The 17,171-nt window shown below is 70.0% G+C and carries 17 protein-coding genes; 8 read left to right on the top strand and 9 right to left on the bottom strand.

Features of this window, described 5'->3' with window-relative positions:
* Positions 1–125 precede the first annotated feature (125 nt).
* Complete coding sequence (locus tag AB0C38_RS25825; protein ID WP_360677759.1) at positions 126–2,015, top strand: acyl-CoA dehydrogenase; 1,890 nt, start codon at positions 126–128, stop codon at positions 2,013–2,015.
* 50 nt (positions 2,016–2,065) lie between these two features.
* Here AB0C38_RS25825 and AB0C38_RS25820 read toward each other — a convergent pair whose 3' ends face one another.
* Complete coding sequence (locus AB0C38_RS25820) at positions 2,066–2,929, bottom strand: PRC and DUF2382 domain-containing protein (RefSeq protein ID WP_360677757.1); 864 nt, start codon at positions 2,927–2,929, stop codon at positions 2,066–2,068.
* A gap of 304 nt (positions 2,930–3,233) precedes the next feature.
* Between AB0C38_RS25820 and AB0C38_RS25815 the strand changes: the two genes are divergently transcribed.
* Positions 3,234–3,707, top strand: a complete 474-nt coding sequence (locus tag AB0C38_RS25815) for a carboxymuconolactone decarboxylase family protein (RefSeq protein ID WP_360677755.1) — start codon at positions 3,234–3,236, stop codon at positions 3,705–3,707.
* 158 nt (positions 3,708–3,865) lie between these two features.
* Here the strand turns inward: AB0C38_RS25815 and AB0C38_RS25810 are convergent, their stop codons facing one another.
* Positions 3,866–4,540, bottom strand: coding sequence for a hemolysin III family protein (locus tag AB0C38_RS25810; RefSeq protein ID WP_360677753.1), 675 nt, complete (start codon positions 4,538–4,540; stop codon positions 3,866–3,868).
* A gap of 80 nt (positions 4,541–4,620) precedes the next feature.
* On the opposite strand from AB0C38_RS25810, the gene AB0C38_RS25805 reads away from it, so the two are divergent.
* Complete coding sequence (locus AB0C38_RS25805; protein ID WP_360677751.1) at positions 4,621–5,397, top strand: isoprenyl transferase; 777 nt, start codon at positions 4,621–4,623, stop codon at positions 5,395–5,397.
* Positions 5,398–5,446: 49 nt separating this feature from the next.
* Here the strand turns inward: AB0C38_RS25805 and AB0C38_RS25800 are convergent, their stop codons facing one another.
* Positions 5,447–5,695: a hypothetical protein gene (locus AB0C38_RS25800; protein WP_360677749.1), complete on the bottom strand. Its 249-nt coding sequence runs from the start codon at positions 5,693–5,695 to the stop codon at positions 5,447–5,449.
* Positions 5,696–6,418: 723 nt separating this feature from the next.
* Here AB0C38_RS25800 and AB0C38_RS25795 point away from each other — a divergent pair.
* Positions 6,419–7,711, top strand: coding sequence for a PhoH family protein (locus tag AB0C38_RS25795; RefSeq protein ID WP_360677747.1), 1,293 nt, complete (start codon positions 6,419–6,421; stop codon positions 7,709–7,711).
* Positions 7,712–7,773: 62 nt separating this feature from the next.
* Here the strand turns inward: AB0C38_RS25795 and AB0C38_RS25790 are convergent, their stop codons facing one another.
* Positions 7,774–9,213: a GuaB1 family IMP dehydrogenase-related protein gene (locus AB0C38_RS25790; protein ID WP_360677745.1), complete on the bottom strand. Its 1,440-nt coding sequence runs from the start codon at positions 9,211–9,213 to the stop codon at positions 7,774–7,776.
* Between the two features lie 67 nt (positions 9,214–9,280).
* Between AB0C38_RS25790 and AB0C38_RS25785 the strand changes: the two genes are divergently transcribed.
* The gene (locus AB0C38_RS25785) at positions 9,281–9,748 is read left to right on the top strand and encodes a DUF309 domain-containing protein (RefSeq protein WP_360677743.1); all 468 of its coding nucleotides are present in this window, start codon (positions 9,281–9,283) and stop codon (positions 9,746–9,748) included.
* Entirely contained in the window at positions 9,742–10,236 is a 495-nt protein-coding gene (locus tag AB0C38_RS25780) for a hypothetical protein (RefSeq protein ID WP_360677741.1), read from the top strand. The genes AB0C38_RS25785 and AB0C38_RS25780 overlap by 7 nt, the downstream gene beginning before the upstream one ends.
* Here AB0C38_RS25780 and AB0C38_RS25775 read toward each other — a convergent pair.
* From AB0C38_RS25775 to AB0C38_RS25765, 3 genes are read right to left on the bottom strand one after another with little or no spacing between them, the layout of a single operon-like run.
* Positions 10,233–10,856 (bottom strand): MBL fold metallo-hydrolase, encoded by a 624-nt coding sequence (locus AB0C38_RS25775; protein ID WP_360677739.1) that lies wholly within the window; start codon positions 10,854–10,856, stop codon positions 10,233–10,235. The genes AB0C38_RS25780 and AB0C38_RS25775 overlap by 4 nt on opposite strands.
* Complete coding sequence (locus AB0C38_RS25770) at positions 10,853–12,550, bottom strand: tannase/feruloyl esterase family alpha/beta hydrolase (protein WP_360677737.1); 1,698 nt, start codon at positions 12,548–12,550, stop codon at positions 10,853–10,855. The genes AB0C38_RS25775 and AB0C38_RS25770 overlap by 4 nt, the downstream gene beginning before the upstream one ends.
* Positions 12,551–12,593: 43 nt before the next feature.
* Positions 12,594–13,226 (bottom strand): Pr6Pr family membrane protein, encoded by a 633-nt coding sequence (locus AB0C38_RS25765; RefSeq protein ID WP_360677735.1) that lies wholly within the window; start codon positions 13,224–13,226, stop codon positions 12,594–12,596.
* 78 nt (positions 13,227–13,304) lie between these two features.
* Between AB0C38_RS25765 and AB0C38_RS25760 the strand changes: the two genes are divergently transcribed.
* Complete coding sequence (locus tag AB0C38_RS25760) at positions 13,305–14,357, top strand: NBR1-Ig-like domain-containing protein (RefSeq protein WP_360677733.1); 1,053 nt, start codon at positions 13,305–13,307, stop codon at positions 14,355–14,357.
* Between the two features lie 421 nt (positions 14,358–14,778).
* A complete protein-coding gene (locus AB0C38_RS25755) occupies positions 14,779–15,150 on the top strand; it encodes a hypothetical protein (protein ID WP_360677731.1) in 372 nt (123 codons plus the stop codon).
* Positions 15,151–15,192: 42 nt separating this feature from the next.
* Here the strand turns inward: AB0C38_RS25755 and AB0C38_RS25750 are convergent, their stop codons facing one another.
* Both AB0C38_RS25750 and AB0C38_RS25745 read right to left on the bottom strand, forming a co-directional pair.
* Positions 15,193–15,552 (bottom strand): hypothetical protein, encoded by a 360-nt coding sequence (locus AB0C38_RS25750; RefSeq protein ID WP_360677729.1) that lies wholly within the window; start codon positions 15,550–15,552, stop codon positions 15,193–15,195.
* 118 nt (positions 15,553–15,670) lie between these two features.
* Positions 15,671–16,963 (bottom strand): S53 family peptidase, encoded by a 1,293-nt coding sequence (locus AB0C38_RS25745; protein WP_360677728.1) that lies wholly within the window; start codon positions 16,961–16,963, stop codon positions 15,671–15,673.
* Between the last annotated feature and the right edge of the window lie 208 nt (positions 16,964–17,171).

Below are 17,171 nucleotides of genomic sequence, written 5' to 3'. Positions count from 1 at the left end.
ACGCCCAGCTCACGAACGTGACGGTCGACGGCGAGCCGATCTGAACCTGCGGGATCGGCGCGGCTGCGGCAGGCTTACTACCAACGAGTAGGGAGCCTGCCGTCAGGCCTTTTCCGGAGGTAGCCGTGGACATCCCCGAAGTGCCGTCGAAGGTGGAGCCGGACGCGCTGACCACCGTCCTCGACGGACGCTGGGCCGAGCTGCGCCGCGGGGTGCGCGCGCAGATGAGCGACTCCGAGTTCCGCGACCCGGTGGACCTGGACATCGAGGCACACCGCGCCCAGGTGCTCGACCAGCTGCGGGCGCTCGCCGAGACCGACCGGCCCGACCTGGGTTTCGACCCCGCGTACGGCGGCGGTGGCGACGTCGGCGGCTCGGTGACGTCCTTCGAGATGCTCGGCTTCGGCGACCTGTCGCTGATGGTCAAGGCCGGTGTCCAATGGGGACTGTTCGGCGGCGCCGTCCAGCTGCTCGGCACCGAGCGGCACCACGCGGCGCACCTGCGCGCGATCATGGACCTCGACCTGCTCGGCTGCTTCGCGATGACCGAGCACGGCCACGGCTCCGACGTCCAGCACCTGCGCACCACGGCGACCTTTGTGGACGGCGGGTTCGTCATCCACACGCCGGACGCCATGGCGCAGAAGGAATACATCGGCAACGCGGCCCGTGACGGCCGGATGGCGGTGGTGTTCGCCCAGCTCGTCACCGGCGGCGAATCCCGTGGTGTGCACGCCTTCATGGTGCCGATCCGGGACGCCGATGGCGCGCCGATGCCGGGAGTGTCCATCGAGGACTGCGGCCCCAAAGCGGGCCTGAACGGCGTCGACAACGGACGGTTGAACTTCGACAACGTCCGGATCCCGCGCGAGGCCCTGCTGAACCGCTTCGGCGACGTCGACTCCGACGGCTCTTACTCGAGCCCGATCGAGAGCGACAGCCGCCGGTTCTTCACGATGCTGGGCACGCTGATCCGCGGCCGGGTGAGCGTCGGCGGAAGCGCGGGGAGCGCGACGAAGCGCGCGCTGGCCCTGGCGATCCGCTACGGCGAGCAGCGCCGCCAGTTCATGACGCCGGACGGCGACGAGGTCGTGATCCTCGACTACCTCGGGCACCAGCGGAAGCTGTTGCCGGCGCTGGCGAAGACGTACGCGCTGTCCTTCGCGCAGGAGGGGTTGGTGTCGAAGCTGCACGACATCGACTCGTCGGCGCCCGAGGAGGAGCAGCGCGAGCTGGAGTCGCGCGCGGCCGGGTTGAAGGCGCTCACGACGTGGCACGCGACGGCGACGATCCAGGCGGCGCGCGAGGCGTGCGGCGGCTCGGGCTACCTGGCGGAGAACATCTTGCCGGGCCTGAAGGCCGACACCGACGTCTTCACGACGTTCGAAGGCGACAACACGGTGCTGCTGCAGCTGGTCGCAAAGGGGCTGCTGACCAGCTACAAGCACGACTTCGAGGACCTTTCGCCGCTGGCCACGGCCCGGTTCTTCACCGACCAGGTGGTCAACACGATCCTGGAGCGGACGTCGGTGCGGAAGGCGCTCGAGTCGCTGACCGAGGGGTCCGACGCGGACGTCTTCTTCCGCCGCGAGTGGCAGCTGAAGCTGTTCGAAGACCGCGAGGAGCACGTCGTCGAGGGGGTGGCGAAACGCCTGCGCAAGGCGGCGTCGGACCCGTTCGGGGTGTTCAACTCGGCCCAGGACCACGTGCTGCGCGCGGGCCGCGTGCACGTGGAGCGCCTGGTGCTGGAGGCGTTCGCGGCGGCCATCGAGCGCTGCGAGGACCCGGACGCCCGCACGCTGCTCGACCGCGTCTGCGATCTGTACGCGCTGTCGGCGATCGAAGAGGACCTGGCCTGGTTCCTGGGTCACGGCCGCCTGACGGCGTCGCGCGGAAAGGCCGTCACCGCGGCGGTGAACGGCCTGTGCGCCCAGCTGCGCCCCCACGCGCGGGCGCTGGTCGACGCGTTCGCCATCCCGGAGCAGTTCCTGGCGGCGCCGATGCTGCGGGCATGACGGAGGGGGTGGCCGGTGTCGGGAACCGGCCACCCCCTCCGCAGCTCTTCTTACTTGCGGTGCTTGCCGTTGTCGTCGGTGACCTCGAACTGCTCCTTGCGGACCTTGCCGGAGACGGTCTGCTCGTCGGTGACCGTCTCGGTCCGCAGGCGCACCCGCTCGACCGGCACCGTTTCCTTGCTCACCACGGGCTTCTCGGCGTGGAGGACGATGTCCTTCTCGGCCTCGCCGATCTCGGCGCCGCCGGCCTGACCGTCCTTGATCGGCTCCCGCTCGATGCGCACTTCCTCGTGCCGCACCGGGACGGTGACCTGCTGCTCCTCGGTGACGACGTACTTGCGCAGCCGCACGTGGCCGGTCTCGACCTGCTCGGTGCCGACGTTCAGCCGTTCCTCGGACCGCGTCATGCTGTCCTTGTCGGACTTCCCGCGGTTCCCGGCGTCCATTCCGGACTGACCGCGGCCCTTGGCGTCCATTTCGGACTTGCCGCGCCCGGCGGCCATCCCGTCCCGGCCCCGGCCGGTGCCGCCCATGGCCGGGTCCCGGCCCTGCGTCCGGTCACCCGTGCGGCCGTCCATCCGGCCGTCCGGCGAGGTCCGCGGCATCGGCAGGCCATAGTGCTGGTAGAGCTGGGCGCTTTCCTCGGGGGAGAGGTGCCCGTCGGCGTCGATGCGCGGCGCGTCGGAGACGGCGTCCTTGTCGACGCGGACGTGCACGCCGTCCTTGTCGGTGTGCGCGCCGGAGAGCGGGACGAAGCTCTCCTTGGTGCCGAACAGACCGGTCTTGACGGTGATCCACTCCGGCTGGTGCGTCGCGTCGGCGAGGTAGACATTGCCGACCTTCCCGAGCTTGTTGCCGGCCGGGTCGACCACGGCACTGTCGATGAGCTCCTGGGGCTGCATGGTCTTGGCCATCGCTGTGCTGCTCCTTCCACGCGTTGGGTCTGTTGAGAGCCACGGTCGGCCGTGCTGTTGATCACGGCAACCGTCGTGGTGTACGCGTGGGTGACCCCGGAAAGTGGTGGTTTGAAGCGCGGCCCGCTGGCGATGCCTGCCGAGTTCCCGCAGGTCGCGAAGGGTGTGTTCGCCGTGAGCAGCAGGGTGGGGGATGGCGCGAAGGTGTGTAGCTGATTTCGCTGTGACCGGCGCCACGTCCCGGGCTGTCACAACGCCGCGGCGCACGTCGTCATGGCTGTGTAAACGACGAAGGGAAACGGTCATGGAAGCGCGCTTCAACATGTTCGAGAACGAGGTCACGAGCAAGTTCTTCAAGCGCCTGATCGCGGCGTCGCGCCCGATCGAGGAGTCGTCCCTCCCGAAGGCGACGCAGGAGCTGGTGAAGATCCGTGCGAGCCAGATCAACGGCTGCGGAATGTGCCTCGACATGCACACGAAGGACGCGGCGGCGGCGGGCGAGACGGCGGTCCGCCTGGCGATGGTGGCGGCGTGGCGCGAAGCGGTGGTGTTCACGGAGGCGGAGCGCGCGGCATTGGCGTTGACGGAGGAGGGGACCCGCCTGGCGGACACCCACATCGGCGTGACGGACGAGACGTGGGCCCAGGTCCGCAAGCACTACGACGACGAGCAGATCGGGGCGCTGGTCTGCCTGGTGGCGGAGATCAACACGTGGAACCGCCTGAACGTCATCGCCCGCAACCCGGCGGGCGAGTACCAGCCGGGCATGTTCGGCTGAGGTGGCGGTTCGCTGGGGACTTCCAGGGGAGGTCCCCAGCGCCCGCAGGCCGACGGGGCGGCCGACAACACACCCCACCCTGCATCCCGATATGAAGCCCGGCCGTAGTCACAATCGGGCTTCGGGATGGAGGGCTTGAAAACCGAGCAAAACCCCAGCTAGGCGTACATGGCCAGCCAGATCGCGATGTAGTGCGAAATAGCCGCAAGCACGGTGCAAGCGTGGAAGAACTCGTGGTACCCAAAGGTATCCGGCCAGTGGTTGGGCCACTTGAACCCGTAAAAAGCCGCCCCCAGCGTATAAAACAGCCCACCCACGCAAAGCAGCACCAAGGCCGCGACACCGGCGTGCGACAGGAGCTCGGGGAACACGAACACCGCGACCCACCCGAGTGCGATGTAGATCGGCACTCCGAGCCACCGCGGCGCGTGCGGCCACAGCATCTTCAGCGCCACACCGGCGATAGCGCCGCCCCAGACGATCGACAGGATCACGTAGCCCGTCGGCTTGGACATCGCCAGCAGGGTGAACGGGGTGTACGTGCCCGCGATGAACAAGAAGATCATCGAGTGGTCCGCGCGCTTCATCCACTTGTACGCGCGGGGGCTCCAGAAGCGGCGGTGGTACAGCGCGCTCACGCCGAACAGCCCCAGCACCGTCAGGCCGTACACCGACGTCGCCAGGGCCGCGACCGCGGACACTGTGGACGCCGCCAGGCTGATCAGCGCCGCCGCTGCCGCGACCGCGCCGAAGAATGTCCAGAAGTGGATGTGGCCCCTCAGCCGCGGGCGGAGGTCCACAACGGGCTCGGGTGGTTCCGTCGTCACGCTCACCGTTCCAGGCTACGGGACCGTAGGTTCCCGGGCAGCGGTCGAGTCACGCGCCTCACACCGGGTGCGTACTCTTCCTGGACGTGAGTGTTCGCTCGTTCTTGTCCGACGTCGTGTACAGCGCCTACGGCCGGCGCCTCATCCAGCAGGCCGCAGGCCGGCATCCCCGGCACATCGCCATCATGCTCGACGGCAACCGCCGTTGGGCCCGTGAAGCGGGCTTCGCGGACGTTTCGGACGGCCACCGCGCCGGGGCGAAGAAGATCGCGGACTTCCTGAGCTGGTGCCATGAGGCCGAGGTCGAGGTCGTCACCATGTGGCTGCTCTCGACCGACAACCTCAACCGCGACCCGGACGAGCTCACGCCCCTGCTGAAGATCATCACCGGGGTCACCGACGAGCTCTCCGCGCCCGGCAAGACCTGGCAGCTGCGGATCGTCGGCGCGCTCGACCTGCTACCCACCGACGTCGCGAAGCGACTCAGCGAAGCCGCCGCGCGCACCGAGGGGCGGACCGGGATGGAGGTCAACGTCGCGGTCGGTTACGGCGGGCGCCAGGAAATCGCCGATGCAGTCCGCAAGTTGCTGCTCCAGCACGCCGACGAAGGCCGGACGATTCACGAGCTCGCGAAGATCCTGGACGTCGACCACATCTCCGAGCACCTCTACACCTCGGGGCAGCCGGATCCGGACCTCATCATCCGCACCTCCGGCGAACAACGGCTTTCCGGATTCCTGCTCTGGCAGTCCGCGCATTCGGAATTCTGGTTCACCGAAGCGTACTGGCCGGCATTTCGCCGGGTCGACTTCTTGCGCGCCATTCGCGACTACGCCTGGCGGCACCGCCGATTCGGTTCCTGACATGCCGAAGGGCCCCGGAGCGAGCTCCGGGGCCCTTCGCGCGCCACACTCAGTGGTGGTGGTGCTCCAGCGAGTGCAGCACCAGCGCCGGCGAGGTCAGCACGCCGGTGTAGGCGCCGGCGACCAGGGAGGCCGCACCGTAGCCCAGGGCGCCGCCGCCCTCGATGAACGTGGCGTAGGCGTCGCCGAACGTCGGGTCCGGGGTGCCGCCGTGGTCGCCCGTCGCGGCGAACGCGGTGCTGCCGACCATCATGAGGCCCGCAGCGGTGGCGGCGACGAAACCAGCCTTCTTCAGCACTTGGCACACTCCTAGGTAGAACTGTTGGGGTCCGGGCGCCGGATGAACCGGCGGTGTGTCCCGCAGTGAGAAAATTACCCGCCTATAGGGCGTCTCGTACGGCTTGTACGCCCATTGTGTGAGCCTGATGCAGGCGCTTTCACTCGGACCGGTTCTCTATTGCTGGCGCAAAATGCGCGGTGCAACCAACCGTGGTAGAAGCCGTTCAATCGATCTTGTGAATACAACGGGTCAGCGAATTTCCCAAGATCATTCCGACGAGTGTGCATCGAACGGGACAGGGGTCACCCACAGTGACTGTCACCAGCTGTCGATGTCGGACGACCGACAGTGAGGTGACGATCTGGCGAATCACCGGGTTGGCTCCCTGCGCGATCCGGCATTCGTAGGTACCTTCCGAGGTGAGGGCACGCGATCAGTGCGGGTCCTCGCGGGAGGCCCTGGTCGTGACGGTGATCGAGGGGGCGGCGCAGCCGCCCACGAGACGCACGAGGGGGCCGGCACCCGGCCCTCGTGGCCGCGTCGCCTGACAGCTCGTCAGGCGGAGTGGTCCAGCCAGGGAGGTGCCCGGCCCAGCGAGTGCGGGCGTGAGGTGCACACGCCCTCGAGGGAGATGCCGTCGTGACTGCGCAGCGTTTGCCCCGTAAGGCCTCTGGCCGTTCTTCGACCGGTGCCGTTCCTGGCCCGGAGAAAGCCTCGACCTCGCCCGAATCCCAGCAGCACATGTACGTGCTCGACACGTCGGTCCTCCTTTCGGACCCGTGGGCGGTGACCCGGTTCGCCGAACACGCCGTCGTGCTTCCGCTGGTCGTCATCAGTGAACTGGAGGCGAAGCGCCACCACCCGGAGCTCGGCTGGTTCGCCCGGGAGTCCCTGCGCATGCTCGACGACCTGCGCCGGCAGTACGGCAGGCTCGACGCGCCGCTCCCCATCGGGGACCACGGCGGCACGCTGCAGGTGGAGCTGAACCACTCGGACCCGACGGTGCTCCCGATCGGGTTCCGGACCGACTCCAACGACCACCGGATCCTCGCCTGTGCGCTGAACCTGGCGGCGGAGTACGAGTCGGTCACGCTGGTGACGAAGGACATCCCGCTGCGGGTCAAGGCCGGGGCCGTCGGTCTCGAGGCGGACGAGTACCGCGCGCAGGAAGTGACCCCGTCGGGCTGGACGGGCATGGCGGACGTGGACGTCGAGCAGGACGTGCTGGACACGCTGTTCGGCGGCGGCACCGTCGACCCGGTCGAGTACGGCATGGACGAGCTCGCCGAGCTGCCCTGCCACACCGGGCTGCGGCTGCTCGCGGGCAGCTCCAGCGCGCTGGGGCGGATCACCGCGGACAAGCGCATCCGGCTGGTCCGCGGCGACCGCGAGGCGTTCGGCCTGCACGGCCGCAGCGCCGAGCAGCGCGTCGCGCTCGACCTGCTGCTCGACTCCGACGTCGGCATCGTCTCCCTCGGCGGCCGCGCCGGTACCGGCAAGTCGGCGCTCGCGCTGTGCGCCGGGCTGGAAGCCGTGATGGAACGCCGCCAGCACCGCAAGGTCGTGGTGTTCCGGCCGGTCTACGCGGTCGGCGGCCAGGACCTCGGGTACCTGCCCGGGTCCGAGAGCGAGAAGATGCAGCCGTGGGCGCAGGCGGTGTTCGACACGCTCGGCGCGCTGGTCAGCCAGGACGTCCTCGACGAGGTCTTCGACCGCGGCATGCTCGAGGTGCTCCCGCTGACGCACATCCGCGGCCGCTCGCTGCACGACACGTTCGTCATCGTCGACGAGGCGCAGTCACTGGAACGCAACGTCCTGCTCACGGTGCTCTCGCGGCTCGGCACGGCGTCCCGCGTCGTCCTCACGCACGACGTCGCCCAGCGCGACAACCTGCGCGTCGGCCGGCACGACGGCGTCTCGGCGGTGATCGAGAAGCTGAAGGGCCACCCGCTCTTCGCGCACGTGACCCTGACCCGCTCGGAGCGCTCGCCGATCGCCGCCCTGGTGACGGAGATGCTGGAGGACCACGGCTGAGCTTGAAGTCCGTGAAGGCCTCCTTACCGGCTCTAAAGGCCGGTAAGGAGGCCTTCACGGCTTTACCAGCCCGAGGGGAGGGGGCGGCCCTCCGCGAAGCCGGCCGCCGACTGGACGCCCAGCAGCGCGCGCTCGTGGAACTCTTCGAGGGTGCGCGCGCCCGCGTACGTGCACGACGAGCGGACGCCGGAGCCGATCGAGTCCAGCAGGTCCTCGACGCCCGGCCGGGCCGGGTCGAGCGACATCCGCGACGCCGAGATGCCCTCCTCGAACAGCGCCTTGCGCGCGCGGTCGAAGACGTTGTCCGTGCGCGTCCGTGCGCCGACAGCGCGCTTCGACGCCATGCCGAACGACTCCTTGTAGGGCCGGCCCTGCTCGTCGAACCGCAGGTCGCCGGGGGATTCGTAGGTGCCGGCGAACCACGAGCCGACCATCGCCGCGGATGCGCCCGCGGCCAGCGCCAGCGCGACGTCGCGCGGGTGGCGGACGCCGCCGTCGGCCCACACGTGCTTGCCCAGCTCGCGCGCCGCGGCCGCGCAGTCGGCGACCGCGGAGAACTGCGGGCGGCCCACGCCGGTCATCATCCGGGTCGTGCACATCGCGCCCGGCCCGACGCCGACCTTGACGACGTCCGCGCCGGCCTGGATCAGGTCGCGCGTGCCCTCGGCGGTGACGACGTTCCCGGCGACCACCGGGACCTGCGGCGACACCGACCGGACGGCCTTCAGCGCGGCGATCATCTTCTCCTGGTGCCCGTGCGCGGTGTCGACGACCAGCACGTCGACGCCCGAGGCGAGTACGGCTTCGGCCTTCGCCGCGACGTCGCCGTTGACGCCGACCGCGGCGGCGACGCGCAGCTTGCCGTCGCCGTCGACGGCCGGGGTGTAGATGTCCGCGCGCAGCGCGCCGACGGCGGTCAGCACGCCGGCGAGGCGGCCATCGGCGTCCAGGCCGAGTGCCAGCTGAGCGCCGGCGCTGTGGAGGCGTTCGAAGACCTCGCGCGCCGGCGTGGCCAGCGGGACCGCGACGGTCGGGGGCTGCGCGACGTCGGCGAGACGCGCGAAGCGGTCGACGCCCGCGCAGGCCGCTTCGTCGACGATGCCGACCGGGCGGCCTTCGCCGTCGACGACCACGACAGCGCCGTGCGCGCGTTTGTGGACCAGGTTGAGGGCGTCGGCCACGGCATCGCCGCCGGTCAGCACCAGCGGCGTGTCCCACACGGTGTGACGGCTCTTGACCCACCCGACGATCTCGGAGACGGCGGTGCTGTCCACATCTTGCGGGAGCACCACCAGCCCTCCGCGGCGGGCGACGGTCTCGGCCATCCGGCGGCCGGCGACCGCGGTCATGTTGGCGACGACGATCGGGATGGTCGCGCCGGTGCCGTCCGCGGTGGAGAGGTCGACGTCGAAACGGGACTCCACGTCCGAACGGTTCGGCAGCAGGAACACGTCGTCGTAGGTCAGGTCGTGAGCGGGCCGGTGGCCGTCGAGGAAACGCACGAGTCCCCAGGCTACGTGGCCCGGCGCGAGACGGCGAACGCGGCCGGGCCCGTGGCAGGATCGGGGCATGAGCCGCCGCGACCGCGACACCGAGGGCCGGGCCCGCAACGCGCGACCGCGCGACGGCCTCGGCCGGCCCCTGCCCTACGGCGCGGACGGCATCGAGCGCCAGCCGGAAGGCATCGCGAGGACGCCGGCGCAAACGCTTGCGGAGGCCCAGCACCTCCTCGACGACGGCAAACCGTTCCACGCGCACGAGGTCTTCGAGGACGCGTGGAAGACGGCTGACGGGAGTGATCGGGAGCTGTGGCGCGGGCTCGCCCAGCTGGCGGTGGGGCTGACGCACGCGTTACGCGGCAACGCGGTCGGCGCGGCGTCGTTGCTGGAGCGCGGCGCAGCGAACATCGAGTCGTTCCGGAGCGAGCCGCCGCACGGCATCGACGTGGCGGGGTTGCAGGCGTGGGCGCTCACGCTGGCCGAAGAAGCGAAGCAGCGCGTACGGGTGTCTCCGAGCGCGCCGCGGCTGACGTGCTGACCGCGGTCGGTGCCGCGGTCATCGCCGCGGTGGCATCGCTGATCGGCGTCACCTTGGGCGCCCTCCTCGAGCCGTGGAAGCTCAATGCGGCGAGACGCGCGAAGCTGCGGCAGGACCGTGCCGACCGCTGCGGCCGGTTCATCGAGGCCGCGGCACGCGCGCGACAGCACCTGGTCAGCCTCAACGTCACCCACCGCCAAGGGGAACGCCGCGAACCCGCCGCGCTGGCGGCGTACGAAGGCGAGTACTACACGGCGCGCGCGGAAATGCGCTCGTTGCTCGGGCTCCTGGTCATGAGCGGGCCGGACGAGCTGGTCGGCGCGGCCGAGAACGTGCGGCAGAAGGACATGGACCTGCACCACGTGCGGCACGAGCCGGACGAGAGCGGTGAGCCCGACGGGTTGCCGCCGGCCGTGCGGAAGGCCGTGACCGCGCTGGACCGGGCGATCGAGGAGTTCGCCCTCGTCGCCCGGAAGCACACGTCCTAAGCCTCGTCCCAGCCGCTCGAAGCGGTCTTCTCGGCGCCAAGCGTCGTGCCCTCGCCGTGGCCCGTGTGCACCTTGGTCGCGTCCGGGAGCGTGAACAGCTTCTCGCGGATGGACTTCACGATCGTCGGGTAGTCCGAATAGGACCGTCCGGTCGCACCCGGGCCGCCGTGGAACAGCGTGTCGCCGGTGAACAGCACGCCCAGGTCTTCCGCGTACAGGCACACCGCGCCCGGTGCGTGCCCCGGCGTGTGGATGACGCGCAGCTCCGTGCCCGCGATCGTGATCGTCCGGCCGTCCGCCAGCTCGGCGTCCGGCGCGCGGTCCGGGTGCGTCTGGTCCCAGAGCACCCGGTCGTCCGGGTGCAGCAGGATCGGCGCGCCGGTGGCCTCGGCGAGCTCCGGGGCCGCGTTGACGTGGTCGTTGTGCGCGTGGGTGCAGACGATCGCCGCCAGCTTCCGCTCGCCGACGACGTTCTCGATCGCCTTCGCGTCGTGGGCCGCGTCGATCACGATCACTTCCGTGTCGTCGCCCACGATCCACACGTTGTTGTCGACGTCCCAGCTGCCCCCGTCGAGCTGGAAGGTGCCGGACGTCACCAGGTTCTGCACGATCGCCGTCATGTGCCCGACCCTAACGCGGTCAGCCAGGTCTTCGCGGGCCGGCAGACGAGTTCGCCGCCGACGACCCGGCACCACGTCTGGTAGTCGCTGCTGTAGAGGCGCTCGCCGACCCAGTGGTAGCCGGGCCCGGGCTCGGTACGCGGCGTGAACGGGACGAAGTTGGCCGCGTCGTCGACGCTGCCGGTGCCGTCGTAGCGGGCGACCGTCGGGTACGGGTAGGCGGGACGGCTGCGCGTCGCGTTCGACGCGACCACCTTCCCGGGCTGCTTGCCGCTCTCGGCCCAGGCCATCACCGGCGTCAGGACGTCGAAGGTGTTCGGCCCGTCGCCGCCGCCGCAGTGCGCGACGCCGGGGAACAGGTACAGCCGGGCGAAGCTGTCGACGCGGGTCGCGGCGCGCAGGGCGTCCCAGTAGGCGAGCGTCGACTGCGGCGAGATGTGCTGGTCGTTCCAGCCGTGCCAGAGCAGCAGCTTCCCGCCGCCGCGCTGGAACCGCGTCAGGTCGGGGTCCATCGCCGCCAGGTAGCTCGACGACTGGACGGTCTTCCAGAACGACGCCACGGTGAACTTCAGGTCCGACAACCGGAAGTCCGGGTTCTGCGCGCCGGGGAACGCGAGGTAGCGCAGGTAGGACAGGGCGAAGTTCGCGCTGGCGGACGGCCCGGTCGGCGTCGCCGGGACGAACAGCGACCACTCGAGCTCCGAACCCCATTCGTGCGCGATCGCCGGCTCCAGGCGGCGGCCCTGCGCGTCGACGGCGCCGTCGTGCAGCTTGCGGACGACGGTGGCCTCGGCCGGGCTGAGGCAGGTCGCCGGGGCCTGGCCGGTCGCGCAGACCAGCGCGGCGGGGTCGAAGTGGCACCGCCTGGGGTCGTCGAGCTGGCCGTCCCGCAGGCCGTCGAGCGCGTCGCAGGCGTTGAGCACGGCGGTGTGGACGAGCGGGAGCTTGCCGGCGAGCAGGGTGGCGTGGCCGTCGGCGTCGAGGTTGGCGACGACGTTCCAGGCGTGGTGGAAGGTGTTCTGCACGGCCATGTCGTTGGCGGGCGCGCCGGCGGCGATGCCGTCGAAGTCGTCCGGGTAGCGCTGGGCCTCCATGAGGGCTTCGCGGCCGCCGTCGGAGCAGCCGGTGAAGTAGGAGTACGCCGGGCCGCGGCCGTAGAACCGGCTGATGAGCGCCTTGGCGACCTGGGACGTCACGTGCACGCCGCGGTAGGCGAAGTCGATCTGCGCCTGAGGGTTGTCCAGCGCCCACGAGCCGTCGTTCTGGCCCTGGTGGCCCATGTCGGTCGTGGCGCCGGCGAGCGAGCCGTCGACGACGAGCGGGCACGTCGAGGCCTGGCCGTAGTCGATGCGGGCGCTGCCGCACAGCCCGCCGCAGCCGGTTTGGACGTAGCGCTGGGTCCAGCCGTCGATCGGCAGGCGCACGACGACGGTGTTCGCGGGCGCGACCGTGCCCTTCACTTCGCAGTAGGGCTTCGGGGTCCCGGTGGTCACGACGGTCGCGGACTGGATGGTGACCTTCGCGTCGGTGACGCCGGTCAGGTCGAGCTGCGGGACGTCTCCGCAGGTCATCACGGGGTGGATCGCCGGCAGATCCCTCAGCCCGTCCGAGGTCACCGGACGCGCGTCGGCGACGGCCGGCGTGGCCGTGAGGAGGAGAACGATGGCGATGAGACAGCGCTTGAGGCCCGGCATTGCACATCTCCTCGGCACGGAGGGAAGTAGCCGGGTCGGGACGCTACGGTGTTGTCGCCGAGATTGTCAACGATTTCTTCGACAGTCGGCGGTCGAGGAGGAGCGCGCCGATGGCCAGCACGGTGAAGAAAACGCCGATGACGACGCAGTTGATCGTCACGCGGCCGTAGCCGAGCGCGGCGGCGTCGAGGAACGGGTACGGGTAGAAGCCGGTGATCGCGCCGCGCGGCAGCGTGAAGGCGAGCCAGGCCAGGGGGTAGAGCAGCGACCACCAGACCGTGCGCCAGGTCAGGGCGCCGCGCGGGCCGGCGACGAGCCAGCCGAGCACGAACAGGATCGGGGTGACCCGGTGCAGCATGGTGTCCGAGAACAGCGAAAGCCCGTGCAGCTCGTACAAGCCGGCGAGGGCGACCTGGTAGACGATGCCGGTCACGATGATGCCGACCAGCGCGTCGAGCCAGAGCACGGCGAAGAACTTGCCGCGGTGGCGGCCGAGCGCGACCAGGACCGAGGTCGCGGCGACGAGCAGGTTCGAGTCGATGGTGAAGAAGCAGAGCAGGTTCGCGACCCGGCCGCCGGGATCGTTCGCGGTGGCGACCACCTGGGAGACGGGGCCGGTCAGCGCGACCACGGCGGTGACCGCGAACCAGGCGCGGGTGAGCTTTTCGCTGCGCATCCCCGGAGGATAGTTCCACTGTGGACCACTCGATCGAGTCGAGCCGGTCACCCGGTGCGCGTCCTATTCTCGGCGGAGATGGACGTCGAACGCACGCCGGGGCGGCGCGGGCGGATCGCGCTCGGCCCCGCGGAGGAAACCGGACCGGTCGCGGGGTTCGCGCGCCGGCTGTGGGAGCTGAAGCGCGCGGCGGGCGACCCGTCGTACGACCGGATGCGCGACGAGTTCGGTGCGCTGGCCTCGAAGTCGGCCTTGTCGGCGGCGGCCCGGGGCCGGCACCTGCCGAGCTGGGAGACGACGTGGGAGTTCGTGCGGGTACTGGCGGTCGGGGTGCTGGGCCAGGACGAGACGTCGGCCCGGCTGGAGTGGCGCGGGTGCTGGGAGAAGGCGCGCGAGCCGGAGCCTGAGGTGCGGGAGACCGGTCGACGCCGCTGGGCGCTGGTCCCGGGGGCTGGGGCTGAACGGCGTCGGCGAGCGGTCTTGCCGGAGGCTGAGTCGCAGGGCGCTGGGCGACGCCGCTGGGCGCTCGTCCCTGGAGCTGGGACTGAAGGGCGCCGGCGAGCGCACTCGCCTGAGCCTGGATCGCGGGAGGCCGGGCCGGAGTCGTCCCAGCCTCGCTCGGCGCGCGAATCTTCCCTCTCCCGCGAGCCCGAACCTCCGCCCCCGCGTCGCCGGTGGGCGGCCTATGGGCTCGCCACGGCCGTCGCCGTTGCGCTCGTCGTCGCGGTTGTCCTCCTCTTCGGTGGCGCTTTCTCGGCCGAACCCGCGGCGACCGGCCCCGGCGATGTGTCCGAGTTCGTCGCCGACGTGACCGTTCCCGACGGCGCCGCCGTCTCCGCCGGGAGCCGGTTCGTGAAGACGTGGGAGCTGCGGAACGCCGGATCGGTCGGATGGATCGGGCGGTACATCGTCCGCTCGGGCTCGTTCGGCAGTCCCGACCAGTGCCGCACGCCCGACCGCGTGCCGGTGCCCTACACCGCGCCCGGCGACCACGTGCGGATCTCCGTCGACGTGCAGGCGCCGCCGGTCGCCGGGCACTGCCAGGTCTACTGGAAGATGGCCGACTCCGAAGGGCACCTGCTGCTGCCGGACGCCCGCGCGGTCTTCTTCTCCGTCCGGATCGCCGCCTGAATTTGGCTTTCGCGGCCCGCTGGCCATTGCGCTGACCTGCGAAGACGATCTTCGTTTGGCTTTCGCTCCGGGGTGGCCGATGGCGGCCTTCCCCTGTCGCGCCGATGGTCCCTAACGCTCGTCGCGAGCCTGCTGCCGGCCGGCGCGGCGTCGGCCTCGACTCCGGCGGCGGGGGTCGTCGCGAGTGATCCGATCATCACGTGCGAGTCCGGGTACCACGGCTGGATGCGCCGGGCCGGCAAGGACGCCATCTGCCTGTGGCCGGGCGAGCGCACCTGGGACATCCGCGTCTTCGAATGCGCGGGTGACCTGACGCTCTACTTCAAGAACGGCAAGCACGCCTACTGCGGCGGCTCGATGAAGTTCGGCATCGACATCGCCGAAACGTCCACTGTGGTCAAGACGAAGGTGGGAACCGCTGATGCGCAAGCTGATCGTTCCGATGGTCGCGCTGGCCGCGACGCTGCTGGTGGCGCCGTCCGCGTCCGCCGCGACGAAGGTCTGTGCCGGCGGGCCGCTGATGGGCGGGGCGACGAAGGTCGTCGAGGTGGGCGCCGGGCAGAAGATCGACATCACCGTGCACAACCACGACTACCGCGGCCTGCTCGTCCAGATCGTCGAAGACGTCTTCGACAAGGGCCTGTGGAGCGGCGCGATCGCGCCGGGCAAGGAGCACACCGTGTCGCACGGCGTGCTCGGCGACCCGCCCGTCCACCACAAGATCCGCTTCGACGTGACGTCCAACCTGTCCGACAACTACACGTACGCGATCAAGTCCGACCGCTGCTACTGAAGCCGGACGCGCCCCGGTGTGGAGCACCGGGGCGCTCGGTCTTCAGGCCGTGGTGAGGGCGTCCCGGAGGGTGGTGAACGCCTCGTACTCGGCCTTCTGCTCGACCGGCAGCTGGTAACTGGCGGCGAGGAGCTTCGGCACGGAGGGGAGGATGCCGAGCTTGAAGCTCTGTCCCTCCGTCGTCTTGATCACGAACCGGCCTTGCAGATCACGCTTCTTGACCGACGCCCGGTTCGCGTCCGTGATCGTCAGCGGAGTGCCCGCCGTGACCGTGCCGCTCTTTTCCTCGAGCGGCACGATCACGAGGTCGGTCTGCCCCGGCCGGAAACCCACCGCGAAATTGCTGACGGTGGTGGTGCGGAAAACGATGAAGTTCTTTTGCTTGATTTCCGCGGCGTACACCTTGGTGTAGCTCGTCCCGTCGGCGACGGACGCCTTCGCGATCTGTGGGGAAAATTGCTGACACCGGCGCGAATCTCCGCGTCGAATAAACCGAATGTGACCTATTCCGGTGAAATGGTCAGCGCAGTGCCTTCACCAGTGCGGGGACGAAGACCGACGCGTCGACCGTGCCCCAGCCGCTGGCGACGTCGAAGCCCTTCGCCGCGGTGAACCCCGTGACGCCGTCCTGGCTGTTGTCGCCTTCGGTGACGTCGACGATGCCCGCCTTCGTGCCGGCCGGGCCGAGCTTCGTGTACAGCGCCGGGTTGATTTGGCCGAGCTTGCCGTGCTTGGCCTGCACCGCGAGCGCGAGCACGCCGGCGAACAGCGGCGCGGACTGCGACGTCCCGAAGACGCCTTCCATGCTGATGTCCGGGAACGAGCGCATCTTGCTACCGGTGACCTTCTTGACGCCGTCCTGCCAGTTCGGCCGCGCGTACGTCTTGGAGAGCCCGGCGCCTTCGGAGAAGCCGTTGTCGGCGACGTTCACGACGTCGTCCGCCTTGGTGCGCTCGCCGTTCGCGTCGAGGTGCAGCTGGGTGCCGCCGAGCGTCGTGACGCGCGGGTCGGACGCCGGCCAGCTCGCGACGCGGTACGGGTAGTTGCCCGGGCCGTAGAGGTAGCCGCCGGTCGGGCCGTCGTCGCCGGAGGAGGCGACCATCGTGATCCCGGCCTTGCTCGCGCGGTCGAGCGCCGGGTCGAGCGTCTTGATCGAGTCGAACGACGGGAAGTTCTCTTCGGTGGTGCCAAAGCTCATCGAGATGACGTCGGCGAGCTTGTGCTCGGTCATGTAGTCGACCGCGTGCATCATCTCGGGCAGGCCGGTGAAGCCCTGCGTCTCCGCGACGGGGGTGGCCGCGACGATGATCTTCGCGTTCGGCGCCATGGCGTGCATCATCGTGACGTCGAGGTCGGTCTCGCCGCCCCAGCCCTGGCAGGTCGCGGTGTCGGCGCCGGGGTCGGTGCAGGCCGGGACGGGCCCGGACGGCTGGATGACCTCGACGTTCGCCGGCGGCAGGCCGTGGTTCTTCGAGTACGTGTCGAGGACCTGCTTGACCTGGTCGTCGCCGAAGGACACCAGCGTCGCGACGGTGCTGCCCGCGCCGGTGATGCCGGCGTTCCACAGCTTCGTCGCGTTGTACGCGGTGCTCTCCTTCGGCAGCGACGCCATCGCCGCTTCCAGCTTGGCGACGCGCTTCTGCACGGTGTCGGCGCCGACGAAGGACTGCGCTGCCGTCGAGAAGTGGTGCTTCGACGGCTGGTGCCCGGCGTTCGGCGTGCTCGGCACGGGCGAGGCGCCGGCGGGCGCCGCGAACGCGGTCACGAGCAAGGTGGTGCTCGCGAGCAAGCCGGACACAGCGCGCAATCTCATGCTTTCTCCCTGGCCGAAGGAAACTCCATCAGCCACTCTGCTCACGACGGGGAGAAGGCAACATCGACTTTCGTCTTTCCTTTTAGGAGGAAAACACCGCCGACGCGCGAGATGTCGCGATCGAGACTTTCGTAGTCGGCTCCTTTCGGGGGCGGTTCGGGGCATCACCTGTGATTGGGCGAGCATCACGCGTGATTGAAGGGGCATC

The sequence above is a fragment of the Amycolatopsis sp. NPDC048633 genome (assembly GCF_040650695.1).
Taxonomy (GTDB): Bacteria; Actinomycetota; Actinomycetes; order Mycobacteriales; family Pseudonocardiaceae; genus Amycolatopsis.
Note: the sequence above shows the minus strand (reverse complement) of the source record. Positions and strands in the feature narration are given on the sequence as shown.

Coding starts and splice junctions, on each gene's coding strand:
- AB0C38_RS25745 (WP_360677728.1), bottom strand. CDS start 16,963: ATGAGATTGCGCGCTGTGTCCGGCTTGCTCGCGAGCACCACCTTGCTC.
- AB0C38_RS25770 (WP_360677737.1), bottom strand. CDS start 12,550: ATGCCGGGCCTCAAGCGCTGTCTCATCGCCATCGTTCTCCTCCTCACG.
- AB0C38_RS25765 (WP_360677735.1), bottom strand. CDS start 13,226: ATGCGCAGCGAAAAGCTCACCCGCGCCTGGTTCGCGGTCACCGCCGTG.
- AB0C38_RS25795 (WP_360677747.1), top strand. CDS start 6,419: ATGTACGTGCTCGACACGTCGGTCCTCCTTTCGGACCCGTGGGCGGTG.
- AB0C38_RS25815 (WP_360677755.1), top strand. CDS start 3,234: ATGGAAGCGCGCTTCAACATGTTCGAGAACGAGGTCACGAGCAAGTTC.
- AB0C38_RS25755 (WP_360677731.1), top strand. CDS start 14,779: ATGCGCAAGCTGATCGTTCCGATGGTCGCGCTGGCCGCGACGCTGCTG.
- AB0C38_RS25775 (WP_360677739.1), bottom strand. CDS start 10,856: ATGACGGCGATCGTGCAGAACCTGGTGACGTCCGGCACCTTCCAGCTC.
- AB0C38_RS25820 (WP_360677757.1), bottom strand. CDS start 2,929: ATGGCCAAGACCATGCAGCCCCAGGAGCTCATCGACAGTGCCGTGGTC.
- AB0C38_RS25760 (WP_360677733.1), top strand. CDS start 13,305: ATGGACGTCGAACGCACGCCGGGGCGGCGCGGGCGGATCGCGCTCGGC.
- AB0C38_RS25785 (WP_360677743.1), top strand. CDS start 9,281: ATGAGCCGCCGCGACCGCGACACCGAGGGCCGGGCCCGCAACGCGCGA.